A 12,489-nucleotide genomic window follows, 5' to 3' on the forward strand; every position below is an offset into this window, starting at 1 on the left:
CGCCAACTTCATGGGCTTTGTCAAACTTGCCGCTATCGCTATCTGGCTCAGGTAGTTAAATCGTCACTACGCCCTAGGTCTAGGAGCCAGCCGGCCAATCGGCGTGGGAGGAAAATTTGTCCCCAGCCTGTTAAGGAAGTGACATGTAACGGCACTAAGGAGACCCCACGCGAAGTCGCGCCGGTGGTTCTCCGGCAGCCGGCTCTCGCAGTGGAGCCGGCATGAAAATCGTCCAGATCACCGATACCCATTTCAGTCCGACCAAGCCGCATTTCAACGGCAATTGGGAGCCGCTCGCCGCCTGGATCGCGCAAAGCGGCGCCGACCTCGTCATCCACACCGGCGACCTCAGTGTCGACGGCGCCGACAAGGACGCCGATATTAGCTTCTGCATGGAGCTGATGCGGGAAATCTCGGTCCCGATGCTGCTGGTGCCCGGCAATCACGATGTCGGCCATCTGCCCGGCTCGCTGCAGCCAGTCAATGCGGGGCGGCTCGAGCGCTGGCGCCGGTTGGTTGGCCCTGATTATTGGACGGAGGACGCCGGAAACTGGCGATTTATCGGTCTCGACAGCCTGCTGATGGGGTTCAATGATGCTGAGGAAGAGGCCCAGTTCGAATGGCTGCGTGCCGAGCTGGAAAGCCGTGGCGGCCGGCGCGCCGCGCTGTTCGCGCACAAGCCGCTGTTCATCGATGAACCTGGGGAGGGCGATACCGGTTACTGGAGTATCCGCCCGGCACAGCGGCAGCGTCTCTACGATTTGATCGCTGCCCATGATGTGGCGCTGTTTGCGAGCGGCCACCTGCACCGGGCATGGCAAGGCAAATACGAAAACACCGCTCTGGTATGGGGTCCGTCGGCGGCCTTCGTCGTCGGCGACATGGAGCGCGACATGCCGGGCGAGCGGCTGCTCGGCGCGATCGTGCATGAATTCGGCGACACAGTCATCAGCGAGATCGTCGCGATCCCCGGCATGAGCGTCCATGTCCTCGACGACGTGGTCGAGGAGGTTTATCCGCACGAGGCGCACAAGGTTCGCAGGAAGGTCGCGTCATGAGCGCGCTCTCGCTTCGCGATCTGAACAAGTCCTTTGGCGGCAATGCAGTCCTGAACGGCGTCAGCCTCGATGTGGATGCAGGCGAGTTCATTGCTTTGGTCGGTCCCTCGGGCTGCGGCAAAAGCACCTTGCTGCGCATCCTCGCCGGGCTTGATCATGCCGACAGCGGCGAGATTTTCGTCGCTGGCAAGGACATGTCGGCGGTCGCCGCGGCCGATCGCAACATCGCCATGGTGTTCCAGTCCTACGCGCTCTATCCGCATCTGACCGCCGGCCAGAACATCGCGGTTCCGCTGGCCATGAAGCGGCTGAGCCGGACGCAGCGTCTGCCGCTGGTCGGCTCGGCCCTGCCGGGTCAGAAAGAGATCCGCGCCGGAATTTCGCGGGATGTCCGCGAAATGGCGACCGTGCTCAAGATCGACCATCTGCTCGACCGCAAGCCTGGTCAGATGTCGGGCGGGCAGCGGCAGCGCGTGGCCCTGGCGCGCGCCATGGTGCGCCATCCCAGCATCTTCCTGATGGACGAACCGCTCTCCAACCTCGATGCCAATCTGCGCGTCCATGCCCGCGGCGAGATCGTCGAACTGCACCGCCGCGCCGGCGTTCCGACGCTCTATGTGACGCATGACCAGGCCGAAGCGCTTTCGATGGCCGACCGCGTCGCGGTGATGATCGGCGGCAATCTGCTGCAACTCGCCGCGCCCGAGGCGATCTACAACGATCCCGCCCATATCGAGGTCGCCCGTTTCGTCGGCCAGCCGAGGATCAACATCATACCGGCGCTCGCCGAAAACGGTCGAATCAGTTTCGAGGGCATCCGGCTGGCCTTGCTGGAGAAAGTGGCGAACGGCCCGGTCAGCCTCGGTATCCGGCCCGAATTCGTCAAACTGTCTCCCAGCGGGCGAAGCGGCCCTGCCGGACGGATCGAGCGTCTGGAATTCCTCGGGTCGGAGGTCGTTGCCTATTGCCGGCTCGACGCGACCGGCGACAAGGTCATCGCCAAGCTGGTGCCGCACGAGGCGAGGGACCTGATTGCGGGAATGCCGGTGGGTGTCCTTCTGTCACCCGAACAGGCCATGGTCTTCGGGCCGGAGGGAAAGCGGCTGCGCACGGCGAGTGCGGCGCCCGCACGCCAGGAGCCGGCCTATGTCTAGCATCGCGCTGGCGGGCAATGTCCCGAGCGCCGCGGCACTTCACCGACGCAGCGAGGACCGCACCGCCTGGCTGCTGGCGGCTCCGGCGATCGTGCTGTTGCTGCTGTTCGTGCTGCTGCCGGTGGTTGCCGTCATCTTCCTCGGCTTCACAGACTTCGAGCTCGGCTATGGTAAATTCCGCCTGGTCGGCTTCGAGAACTACGCGCATCTCCTGACCGACCGCACCTTCCGCAGATCGCTGTGGAACACATCGGTCTATACGGCGATCGTTGCGCCGGTCTCGATCGTGCTCGGCCTCGGCGTTGCCTTGCTGATCGAAGGCGAACCGCGCGCGCGCGGCTTCTTCCGCACCGTCTACTTCTTGCCGGTCGCGTCGTTGATCGTCGCCATGGCGACTGTCTGGCAATATCTTTTCCATCCGACGATCGGACCGCTCAACGCGCTGCTTGCGCTCGCCGGCATTCCCGGCCCGAACTGGCTCGGCGCCTCGAATACCGTTCTCTTCAGCCTGTCGATCATCGGCGTCTGGCAGTCGGTCGGTTTCAACATGGTGCTGTTCCTGGCGGGCCTGACGGCAATCCCGCGCGAGCTCTATGCCGCCGCTCACGTCGACGGCGCGAAATCGGCGCTCGACCGGTTCTTCCTGGTCACCTGGCCGATGCTCGGGCCGACGACGCTGTTCGTCGTCACCATCAGCATCACCAATGCGGTGAAGGTCTTCGAGACTGTGAAGATGCTGACCGACGGCGGGCCTAACAAGGCCTCCGAAGTGCTGCTGTTCACCATCTACCAGGAAGGCTTCGTCTATCTGCGCGTCGGCTATGCCTCGGCGATGACGGTGGTCTTCCTGGCTATCCTCGTCGTGCTGATGCTTCTCCAATACCGCGTGCTCGACAGGCGGGTGCATTACACATGACCAGCATTCCGGCCGGCCGCATCATCCGCTTCGCCCTGCTTTCGCTCGGCGCGCTGATGATCCTCGCGCCCTACATTTTCATGATCTCGACGGCGGGCAAGACGCAGAGCGACATCTTCACCTCGTCGCTGTCGCTCATCCCCGAGCATTTCTATTTCGCCGAGAATTTCGCCAAGGCGCTGAGCAAGGTGCCGATGGCAACGTTGCTGTGGAACGGCGTCCTTGTGTGCGCCCTCATCTTCTTCTTCCAGGTGCTGGTCGCCATTCCTTGCGCCTACGCCATGGCCAAGCTGAAGTTCCGCGCCGCCCGGCTGATGATGGTGCTCGTCATGCTCGGCCTGCTGGTGCCGATCCATGCCACGGCGCTGCCACTCTATGTCGCCTTCGACAGGATGTCGCTGCTCAACAGCTACACCGCGCTGGTCGCGCCGTTCACCATCTCGGTGTTCGCGATCTTCATGTTCCTGCAGTTCTTCCGCGCCATGCCCGACGACCTCATCCACGCGGCGCGGCTCGACGGCATGTCCGAGCTTGGGATCGTGGCGCGCGTCATCGTTCCCAACGCGTGGCCGGCAGTCACCGCCTTCGCGATCTTCTCGGTTGTCGCGCACTGGAACGATCTCTACTGGCCGCTGATCGCCGTCAGCAAGCAGGCCTACGCCACGCCACCGCTCGGCCTGATGTATTTCCGTGCCGCCGAGGCAGGCGACGACTACGGCGCGCTGATGGCCGCCACTCTGATCATCACCCTTCCACTCGTCGTCGCCTTCCTGTTCGCACAGAAGCGCTTCGTCGAAGGCATCACCATGACCGGTCTCAAAGGCTGACCGGGTCGAACCAGGAGCACCAGCATATGAAGCAACTTCCCAGGATTCTCGCAGCGGCGGCGGTCTCGCTGGCGTTCGCCCTTCCGGCCTATGCCGACACGACGCTGACGGTTCATTATCCGATGCCCGGCTTCTTCAAGAACGTGATGGACACGATCTCGAAGAAGTTCATGGAAGAAAATCCCGACATCAAGATCCAGTTCGCCAGCCCGTCCGCCACCTATGAGGAAGGTATTCAGACCATCCTTCGCCAGGCCGGCACCGACGAGATGCCCGACATCACCTTCATCGGCCTCAATCGCCTCCGCATGCTCAACGAACGCGACGTTGCCGTCGATCTTGGCCCGTTGGTCAAGAAGGAAGGCAACATGGCGGAACTCGGCTTTTCCGACGCGATCCTGAAGCTGGCGCAGGTCAACGGTAAGCAGGTCGGCCTCGCCTTCGCCACCTCGAACCCGATCATGTATTACAATGCCGACCTCATGAAAGCCGCCGGCGGCGATCCGGACAATCCGCCCAAGACCTGGGACGAGGTGATCGCGCTCGGCGGCAAGATCAAGGCGCTCGGCAATGGCGTCGACGGCATCGACTTCCGCTGGCAAGGCGACGACTGGATGTTCTCGGCGCTGCTGTTCGGCGCCGGCGGCAAGATGCTGAACGAGGACGAAAGCAAGGTCGCCTTCAACGGGCCGGAAGGCGAGAAGGCGGTGGAAATCCTGCAGCGGATGGTGAAGGAGGGCGGCATGCCGGTCTTCACCAAGCCGGCTGGCGAGCAGGCTTTCGCGGCCGGCAAGGTCGGCTTCGAATTCCAGTCCACCGGCGGGCTGGTCAACACCATCAAGAATGTCGGCGACAAGTTCACGCTGCGCACGGCCAAGATCCCGCTGATCGATCCGGCCAACGGCCATCTGCCGACCGGCGGCAACGCCGTGGTCATCCTGACCAAGGATGCCGCCAAGCAGGACGCTGCCTGGAAATTCGCGAAATTCGCCGCCGGCCCTTATGGCGCGTCGGTCGTCGTGCCCGGCACGGGCTATGTCCCCAACAATGAACTCGCGGCGAAATCGCCGGAATATCTCGGCGATTTCTACAAGAAGAACCCGCTGTTCCGGGCCGGACTCAGCCAGATGCCGCTGATGGTTCCGTGGTATGCCTTCCCGGGCACCAACGGTGTGAAGGTGACGCAGACCATCGTCGACAACCTGTCGCGGATCGTCGACCAGTCGGCGACCCCGAAGGAAGCGCTCACTGATGCGGCAAGCGACGTCGAAGGCATGCTGCCGACGCAATAAGGCCTGCCAGAGCCTCGGCGCGCCAATGGCGCGGCGACGCCGGGCGGTCAAGCTGGTCGATAGATCTTCTCCGCCGTATTCCAGAAGATATCCGCCTCGGCAGCTGGACCGTGCTTCGCCACCGCATCCCGGTGCGCCGTGATCAGTTCGGCGTGGCTGGTCCACAACTTCTCGATCGGGAAGTTTGAGCCGAACATCAGATGGTCCGCGCCCAATATTTCGATCGCGTTGTCGACGATATAGGCGATCAGCGCCGGGTCGTTGCGGTGGATGAAAGTGCCGAGGCCGGACAGCTTGGCGTAGAAGTTCGGCGCCGCCGACAGCGTGCGCAGGCCAGCTTTCCAGGCTTCCGTGGTTTCCGCGTCCGTGCCGGTCAGCATGCCGGCATGGGTGAGAATGAAATTGGTTTCGGGGTTCTCGCCGACCAGCGTCAGCCCGTCCTTCATCTGGGCAGGAAAGAGCTGCAAATCGAAGGACAGGCCATAATCCTTCAGCCGCGCCACATTGGCCCGCACCTTCGGGTCGATCACCTGATCGGCTGAGGCGGCGAAGCGGAAGGCCGGCGTCTCGTGCCAATGCAGTTGCATGCGCACACCGCGCAGCAGCGGATATTTTTTCAAGCGGTCGATCTGGGGCCTGACATCGTCCACCGTCATGTCGGTGTAGCCGACGATGGCGTGCGGCCAGCCGGTCTCGTCGGCCGTTTTCTGCAGGAAGCCGACTTCCTTCTCGAAATCCTCCTTGGCCCAGTTGGTCTGGACGTAGACCGCCTTCTCGACGCCGGCGCCTTTCTGGTCTTCGAGGAATTCCGTGATCGGATAGTCGCGGCGGATTGGCTCGTAGGGGCCAAAGATGCGCGGGACCATCGGCCCGACCAGCCAGGGCTGGTCCTGCTGGCGCCAGATGTGGAAATGCGCGTCGATGGCTTTCTGCATCAGGATACCCTTTTCCAGATTGTCGCAGCCGCCGGGGCAGGGCGGGCGAGCGACAGGATGAAATCGGTGAGGCTGTTCACCGACGAACCATCGACCAGATCGTCGAGCACTGGCAGGATGGCGCGGAGTGCCGCCGTTGCCGGCTGGAAACGCGGGTCGCCGGCCAAAGGTGTTGCCAATGACAGCCGAAAGGCGCGGGCGCTTAGCCGGCGCATCGCGGTCTCCAGTTCGGCATGGTCGCCGCGCTCCAGCGCGTCCGAGAGGATAACGATCGCTGCCCCGCGCGCGAAGGCGGAGAAACGCGGCACTGAAAGGAAGGCGAGCAGCGTCGGACCCATGCGGGTTCCGCCGTCCCAGTCGTCGACCTGGGCGGCCGCGCGCGCCAGCGCCTGCTCGCGGTCGCGGATGCGCAACGCCGTGGTGATGCGGGTCAGCCGCGTGCCGAAGGTGAAGATCTCGGCGCGGTCCGCGCCCTGCACGGCGGCATGCGCGAGCTTGAGGTAGTCAGCCGTGTGCAGCTTCATCGAGCCTGAAACGTCGATGAGGATCAGCAGCTTGCGCGGCACGGTCTGGCGGCGGCGCAACAAGGGCGAGGGGACGTCGCCATCGGCGCTGACGATTTCCCTGAGCGAGCGGCGCAGGTCGAGCTTGCCACGCGAATGGGTGCGCACCGTGCGGAAGGAGCGGCGCGCGGGCAGGGCGCTCGACAGTTGGCGGCGAAAGACGGTCAGTCTGTCGTTGTCGCGCTGGAAGTCGCGGCGGCTCAACTGCTCCAGCGCCGAAGATAGCTCACCGCCTTCCTGCCGCTGCTCGGCCTCGATACGCTCGTCGTCGGCGCCGCCATCATCCTTGATACGGGTCTCTTCGTCGGCGTCGCCTTCGACCACGGCTGACGTGTTGCCGAAAAAATGGCTCTGGAAATGCACCTCGAATTCGTCGCGTCGGTCGGGCGGCGGTGCCAGTGTGGCAAGGGCTGCTTCACGGATATCGGCCATCGAGCGGGGGCCAAGCAAGGTTACCGCCTGCATGAAGCTGGAGACTTGTTCGGGGGCGATGGCGAAACCGTAGCGGCGCAGCAGCCGGCCGAAGCCGAGGAAGGGTGCGGCGGAACGGGGCAAGCTTTTCCGCCGCCGTTCGCGCTGCCCCTCATCCGCCCCTTCGGGGCACCTTCTCCCCGTGAACGGGGAGAAGGGATTGTCAAGGTCGCGGCTCACGCCAGCGCCTCCTCGACGATGCGGCCAAGCTCCGGCGCGATGTAGGAGAGGTCTTCCTCGTCCTTGATCAGCACGCCGATGGCGCGGCGGAAGGCTTCCGGCCACGGGCTGCCGCCTTTTTCAAGAATGGTCGCCGCGTTTGCCCATTCGACCGCCTCGGCGATGCCAGGAGGCTTGGCCAGCGGGCGGGCGCGGATGGTCTGCACGGCCGCCGCCACCGCGCGTGCGGTGCCTTCAGCTACATCGCCGGCGCGCAACATGATGATGGCTGCCTCGCGTTCGGCGTCGGGGTAGCCGATCCAGTGATAGACGCAGCGGCGGCGCAGCGCCTCGGCAAGTTCGCGGGTGCGGTTGGAGGTCAGGATGACGATCGGCTGTGCCTCGGCGCGGATGGTGCCGCGCTCGGGAATGCTGATCTGGAAGTCGGAGAGGAACTCCAGCAGCAGCGCTTCGAATTCATGGTCCGAGCGGTCGATCTCGTCGACCAGCAACACGCGCTGCTGCGGCGCCTTCAATACCTGCAGCAGCGGCCGGGCGATGAGAAAGCGGTCGTCATAGATGTCGATCTCGTGCTCGCCGGCATGGCGGATGGCGAGCAGTTGGCGCTGATAGTTCCACTCGTAGAGCGCATGCGCGGCGTCGATGCCTTCGTAGCACTGCAGCCGCACCAGATCGCGGCCGAGCAACTCGGCGATCGCCTTGGCCGCTTCCGTCTTGCCGACGCCTGGCGCGCCTTCGAGCAGCAGCGGCTTGCCGAGCCGGATGGCAAGAAAGATGGCGGTGGCGAGGCTGTCGTCGGCCAGATAGCGCGAGGCGGCGAGATGCAGCGCCACCGCCTCCGGCGAGGTCGCGACAGTCTCGGTGTTCACCTCGGGCATTTCTGGCACTCAGTTCGCTTGCGCCTTCAGCGCACGCAGAATGCGCTCGGGCGTGATCGGCAGCGTGTCGATGCGCACGCCGACGGCGTCGAAGACGGCATTGGCGACCGCTGGTATTTGCGGGTTGGCGCACATCTCGCCCGGCCCCTTGGCGCCATACGGTCCGTCGGCCGAGGGACGCTCCAGCACGATGATTTCGGTCTCGGCGAGGTCGCCGGGGCCAGGCATCAGATATTGGTTGAAGTCGGTGCCGCCATGGTCGCGGTTGGGATAATAGGGCTCGGTCGTTTCGTAGAGCGCGTGGCTGATGCCCATCCAGGAGCCGCCGACCAGCTGCTGCTCGACCATTTTCGGGTTCAGCGCGCGGCCGATCTCGAAGACGTTCTTCAGGGTGAGCACCGTCACTTCGCCGGTCTCGTCGTCGACCTCCACCTCGGCCACCGTGCAGGCATGCGCGTAGCAGGTCGAGGGCTTCATCGCGCCGGTCTCTTTCTCCGGATAGGAGCGTGGAATCAAAAACATGCCGCGGCCGGAGATCGAACGGCCGCGCTTGAAATGCGCCGACAGTGCGACATCGAAGATCGAAATCGACTTCTGCGGCGCGCCCTTGACCAGTATGTTGCCTTGGCCGTCCGTTTCGAGATCCGAGGCATTCACCTCCAGTTCCTCGGCCGCCACTTCCAGCATCACCTGGCGCGCTTCCTTGGCGGCCTGGATCACGGCATTGCCGGCGCGGTGGGTGCCGCGCGAGGCGAAGGTGCCCATGCAGTGCGGGCCGGTGTCGGTGTCGGCGGTGTCGACGACGACACGGTCGGTCGGCACGCCGATCGTTTCGGCGCAGATCTGCGCCATGATCTGCTTCATGCCCTGGCCGAGATCGACCGACGACAGCGTGACCATGAAATTGCCGGTCGGTGTCGAATGCACCAACGCCTGTGTCGGGTCGCCGCCGAGGTTCATGCCGGTGGGATAGTTGATCGCGGCGACGCCGCGTCCGCGCCTGATCGCCATCTCAAGCTCCGTTCTTGTAGGAGGACATCGCCATGTATTTCTCAGCCACCGGCCAGTTTGCGGCGCGCGAGGCTTCCTGCATGCATTCGATGAGTGCCGCACCCTCCGTCGGCTGGCGATGCGCCTTCATGTCGCCGTCGCGATAGGCGTTGATGAAACGGAATTCGAGCGGGTCCATGCCGATCAGCCGCGCCAGCTTGTCCATCTGTACCTCCAGCGCGAAGTCGCCGATGGTGACGCCGAAGCCGCGCATGGCCGACGACGGCGTGCGGTTGGTGTAGACGCAGTAGGTATCGATCCAGACATTGGGGATGGTGTAGGGGCCGGGATAATGCCCGGCGCCCTTCTGCGCGCCATAGGGCGAATGGCGCGAGTAGGCGCCGGCATCGGTGTAGCCGGTGACTTTCCGGGCAACGATGCGGCCGTCCTTCATGATGCCGTCCTTGATGACGACTTTTTCGGCCGCGCGGGGCGAGGAGATCTGCATCTCCTCCTCGCGACTGTAGACAAAACAGACTGGTCGCCCGGTTAATTTTGCGCCGAGGATGGCGATCGGCTCGACGATGACATCGACCTTGCCGCCGAAACCGCCGCCGACCGTGCCGCCGACGAAATGCAGCTTGCTGCCCGGCATCTGCAGGATGATCGATGTGTTGTCGAGGGTGAAGAACATCGCCTGCGTGTTGGTGTAGCAGGTGAAGCGGTCATTGCCTTCGGGCGCCACCACGCAGCCGGTGGTCTCGGTCGGCGCATGTTCGATGGGCGAGGACTGATAGCTCTGTTCCAGCACGTGATCGGCCTGAGCAAAGCCCGCCTCGACATCGCCGAAGCGCACCTTGCGGCACGCGCCGCTGTCATAGAGGTAATAGTTCTGGCCGTGATATTCGTTGACGATGGGCGCGCCGGGCCTCAGCGCCTCCTCCATGTCGAAGACGGCCGGCAGCACCTCATAGTCGACCTTGACCTTGGCGGCGGCTTCCTGGGCGGCGCGCTCGGTTTCGGCCAGCACCGCCACGACGGCCTCGCCCCTCCAGCGCACCTTGCCGTCGGCCAGCACCGTCTCGTCCTCCGGCCCGATCTGGATCAGGATCAGAATGGTGTAGACATTGTGCGGCACATCCTTGGCCGCCAGCACCTTGACGACACCCGGATGCTTCTCCGCCTCCGAGGTGTCGATCGAGCGGATGCGGGCATGGTGGTGCGGGCTGCGCACCATCTTCAGGTGCAGCATGCCGGGGAAATTACGGTCGGCGAAAAAGGCGGTCTTGCCAGTGACGTGGCCGGGCGAATCCGAACGTGGCCGGGGCTGGCCGATCTCATGCAGACCGTCCTTGCGGACGTCGGCGAAGTAGTTCTTGCGCAGTTCCATTCCTTGGTCCCTCAGGCCGCGTTCTGCGAATTGGCGCGGCCGGCGGCGAGCACCGCCTGGATGATCGGCTCGTAGCCGGTGCAACGGCAGATGTTCCCGGACAGCGCCTCGACGACGTCCTCGCGGCTGGGATTGGGGGTGTGGTCGAGCAGCACCTTGGCGGCCATGATCATGCCCGGCGTGCAGAAGCCGCATTGCGTGGCGAATGTGTCGAGGAAAGCTCGTTGCAGCGGATGCAGCACGCCGCCTTCGGCAAGGCCCGATGTGGTGGTGATCATTGCACCGTTGCAGGTCTCGGCCAGCGTCAGGCAGGAGAGCCTCAACTCGCCGTCGATGATGACGGAGCAGGCGCCGCAGGTGCCCTGGTGGCAGCCGCCCTTCGGCGAGGTGTCGCCGATCTTGTCGCGCAAGGCGTTGAGCAGCGTCGTGCCGCTGTCGATGAATTCGGCCTTTTCAGACCCATTGAGCGTGAATTGAACCGGGACCTTTGCCATTCTTCCTCCTTGCGCGCCTGCCCCGCAGGGCAAGCGCGCGCCCCCCACGTGTGATTAGCTGAGCAGCAGCCTGCCGAGGTGGACCGGCAGGACTTCAGCGCGATACCAGGCGCTGGCGATTGGATCGGTGATGGGCGAAGTGCCGTCGCCCGCCGCTGCCAGCGCCGGTGCGATGCCATCCGGGTCGAGCGTCCTGCCGAGTAGCGCTTTTTCCGCTGCCTTGGCACGCATCGGCCGATCGGCCATGCAGCCGAGCGCGATCCGCGCCGACGACACGGTCCCGCCTCCAGCCTGTTCCAGAACGATCGCGATGCTCAGCACCGAGACCCCCTTGGGCTTGACCCGCGACACTTTGAGGAAGCGGAAGCTGCCGGCCTTCGTGAAACTGACCGACGTGACGATGGCGCGGCCATCGTCACGCCCGGCCAGGAAGGTCTCGATGGGTGTTTCTCCGTCATCGGTGCCGACCGTTGCATCGAGTGCCAGCAGGGCGACGGCGAAATCGCCATAGGGCGCCGGCGCGAACAGATTGCCGCCGACGGTCGCCATATTGCGGATCGCCGGGCCGCCGACGGCGCGGGCGGCCTTGGCAAGGGCACCGAGTTCGGGATGGCGGGCGATCTCCGCCATGGTCACCGAGGCGCCGATGCGGATCTTGCCGCCGCGGACCTTGATGGCCGACAGGGCCGGGTCGGTCGACCTGACAAGGCCGGAGACCGAGACGTCGCCTTCATTGGCCGCGCGGACGACGAGTGTACCCCCGCCGAGATAGCGCGTGCCGGCCAACTTCAGCGCGGCATTCGCGTCCTTTACCGTTGCAAAAGTCTGCAGCGCCAGCGCCATGGCCCGCTCCTTCAGTTCTGACTGGCGAAATGGCTCTTCAACGCATTGAAGCCGCCTTGAAAAACATTGGTTCCCATGCCCTCGGCCAGCTTGTCCGCTTCCTCGGGGGCCGCGTCGAAGCTGGCGGTCCACTCGGCATAGGTGCGGTCGCCGTCGGTGACGCGCCTGAGTTGCAGCGTCGCCTTGTGGTTGGTGAGCGGCTGCGGCGTTTCGAGGATGGAATAGCTGACCAGGAAATCGTCATCCGAAAAGTCGACCAGTTGTTCGCGCAGGCGGGCGCCGCTGGCCAACTGGAAGTTGCGCACGCAGCCGATCGTGTTTGCATGCTTGCCGTCCTCGATATGGCTCTCGACCATGCGCGGGTGCCAGCCCGGCAGGCCGTTGAAGTCGCGTATGCGTGCCCAGACCTTTTCGACCGGCGCGTCGATGACGCTGGAGATGGTGACTTTCGCCATGAAATGTTCCCTTCCGAATGATCGTTGCGGCAAGGGTAAGGCG

The 12,489-nt window shown here is 64.4% G+C and carries 13 protein-coding genes; 5 read left to right on the forward strand and 8 right to left on the reverse strand.

Features of this window, described 5'->3' with window-relative positions:
* The first annotated feature begins 221 nt into the window (after positions 1-221).
* Genes LB536_RS11100 through LB536_RS11120 form a run of 5 tightly spaced genes read left to right on the forward strand, consistent with a single transcriptional unit; the run spans position 222 to position 5,247 of the window.
* Positions 222-1,058, forward strand: coding sequence for a metallophosphoesterase family protein (locus LB536_RS11100; protein WP_224591905.1), 837 nt, complete (start codon positions 222-224; stop codon positions 1,056-1,058).
* Positions 1,055-2,212, forward strand: a complete 1,158-nt coding sequence (locus LB536_RS11105; RefSeq protein ID WP_224591909.1) for an ABC transporter ATP-binding protein — start codon at positions 1,055-1,057, stop codon at positions 2,210-2,212. The genes LB536_RS11100 and LB536_RS11105 overlap by 4 nt, the downstream gene beginning before the upstream one ends.
* Positions 2,205-3,128, forward strand: a complete 924-nt coding sequence (locus LB536_RS11110) for a carbohydrate ABC transporter permease (RefSeq protein ID WP_224591912.1) — start codon at positions 2,205-2,207, stop codon at positions 3,126-3,128. Before LB536_RS11105 ends, LB536_RS11110 begins: the two co-directional genes overlap by 8 nt.
* Complete coding sequence (locus LB536_RS11115) at positions 3,125-3,955, forward strand: carbohydrate ABC transporter permease (protein ID WP_140759125.1); 831 nt, start codon at positions 3,125-3,127, stop codon at positions 3,953-3,955. The genes LB536_RS11110 and LB536_RS11115 overlap by 4 nt, the downstream gene beginning before the upstream one ends.
* A 26-nt stretch (positions 3,956-3,981) precedes the next feature.
* Positions 3,982-5,247 (forward strand): ABC transporter substrate-binding protein, encoded by a 1,266-nt coding sequence (locus LB536_RS11120; RefSeq protein ID WP_224591915.1) that lies wholly within the window; start codon positions 3,982-3,984, stop codon positions 5,245-5,247.
* Positions 5,248-5,294: 47 nt separating this feature from the next.
* Here the strand turns inward: LB536_RS11120 and LB536_RS11125 are convergent, their stop codons facing one another.
* From LB536_RS11125 to LB536_RS11160, 8 genes are all read right to left on the reverse strand, one after another.
* A complete protein-coding gene (locus LB536_RS11125; protein WP_224591918.1) occupies positions 5,295-6,182 on the reverse strand; it encodes an amidohydrolase family protein in 888 nt (295 codons plus the stop codon).
* Positions 6,182-7,300, reverse strand: coding sequence for a vWA domain-containing protein (locus tag LB536_RS11130; protein WP_224591921.1), 1,119 nt, complete (start codon positions 7,298-7,300; stop codon positions 6,182-6,184). Before LB536_RS11130 ends, LB536_RS11125 begins: the two co-directional genes overlap by 1 nt.
* A gap of 92 nt (positions 7,301-7,392) precedes the next feature.
* Complete coding sequence (locus LB536_RS11135) at positions 7,393-8,274, reverse strand: AAA family ATPase (protein ID WP_224591924.1); 882 nt, start codon at positions 8,272-8,274, stop codon at positions 7,393-7,395.
* A gap of 9 nt (positions 8,275-8,283) precedes the next feature.
* Positions 8,284-9,285 carry a xanthine dehydrogenase family protein molybdopterin-binding subunit gene (locus LB536_RS31070; protein ID WP_263489001.1) on the reverse strand — a complete coding sequence of 334 codons (1,002 nt, stop codon included), beginning with the start codon at positions 9,283-9,285 and terminating at the stop codon, positions 8,284-8,286.
* 1 nt (position 9,286) lies between these two features.
* Positions 9,287-10,654 (reverse strand): xanthine dehydrogenase family protein molybdopterin-binding subunit, encoded by a 1,368-nt coding sequence (locus LB536_RS31075; RefSeq protein WP_263489002.1) that lies wholly within the window; start codon positions 10,652-10,654, stop codon positions 9,287-9,289.
* A gap of 11 nt (positions 10,655-10,665) precedes the next feature.
* Positions 10,666-11,148, reverse strand: coding sequence for a (2Fe-2S)-binding protein (locus LB536_RS11150; RefSeq protein WP_140811998.1), 483 nt, complete (start codon positions 11,146-11,148; stop codon positions 10,666-10,668).
* 54 nt (positions 11,149-11,202) lie between these two features.
* Positions 11,203-11,991 (reverse strand): FAD binding domain-containing protein, encoded by a 789-nt coding sequence (locus LB536_RS11155; protein WP_224591926.1) that lies wholly within the window; start codon positions 11,989-11,991, stop codon positions 11,203-11,205.
* A gap of 11 nt (positions 11,992-12,002) precedes the next feature.
* Complete coding sequence (locus LB536_RS11160; RefSeq protein WP_224591929.1) at positions 12,003-12,446, reverse strand: SRPBCC family protein; 444 nt, start codon at positions 12,444-12,446, stop codon at positions 12,003-12,005.
* Between the last annotated feature and the right edge of the window lie 43 nt (positions 12,447-12,489).

It is taken from the genome of Mesorhizobium sp. ES1-3, from assembly GCF_020164795.1.
Taxonomy (GTDB): domain Bacteria; phylum Pseudomonadota; class Alphaproteobacteria; order Rhizobiales; family Rhizobiaceae; genus Mesorhizobium.

What these genes read in the sequence shown, in the direction of transcription:
- LB536_RS11100 (WP_224591905.1), top strand. Translation starts at nt 222, where the DNA reads ATGAAAATCGTCCAGATCACCGATACCCATTTCAGTCCGACCAAGCCG.
- LB536_RS11105 (WP_224591909.1), top strand. Translation starts at nt 1,055, where the DNA reads ATGAGCGCGCTCTCGCTTCGCGATCTGAACAAGTCCTTTGGCGGCAAT.
- LB536_RS11110 (WP_224591912.1), top strand. Translation starts at nt 2,205, where the DNA reads ATGTCTAGCATCGCGCTGGCGGGCAATGTCCCGAGCGCCGCGGCACTT.
- LB536_RS11115 (WP_140759125.1), top strand. Translation starts at nt 3,125, where the DNA reads ATGACCAGCATTCCGGCCGGCCGCATCATCCGCTTCGCCCTGCTTTCG.
- LB536_RS11120 (WP_224591915.1), top strand. Translation starts at nt 3,982, where the DNA reads ATGAAGCAACTTCCCAGGATTCTCGCAGCGGCGGCGGTCTCGCTGGCG.
- LB536_RS11125 (WP_224591918.1), bottom strand. Translation starts at nt 6,182, where the DNA reads ATGCAGAAAGCCATCGACGCGCATTTCCACATCTGGCGCCAGCAGGAC.
- LB536_RS11135 (WP_224591924.1), bottom strand. Translation starts at nt 8,274, where the DNA reads ATGCCCGAGGTGAACACCGAGACTGTCGCGACCTCGCCGGAGGCGGTG.
- LB536_RS31070 (WP_263489001.1), bottom strand. Translation starts at nt 9,285, where the DNA reads ATGGCGATCAGGCGCGGACGCGGCGTCGCCGCGATCAACTATCCCACC.
- LB536_RS31075 (WP_263489002.1), bottom strand. Translation starts at nt 10,654, where the DNA reads ATGGAACTGCGCAAGAACTACTTCGCCGACGTCCGCAAGGACGGTCTG.
- LB536_RS11150 (WP_140811998.1), bottom strand. Translation starts at nt 11,148, where the DNA reads ATGGCAAAGGTCCCGGTTCAATTCACGCTCAATGGGTCTGAAAAGGCC.
- LB536_RS11155 (WP_224591926.1), bottom strand. Translation starts at nt 11,991, where the DNA reads ATGGCGCTGGCGCTGCAGACTTTTGCAACGGTAAAGGACGCGAATGCC.
- LB536_RS11160 (WP_224591929.1), bottom strand. Translation starts at nt 12,446, where the DNA reads ATGGCGAAAGTCACCATCTCCAGCGTCATCGACGCGCCGGTCGAAAAG.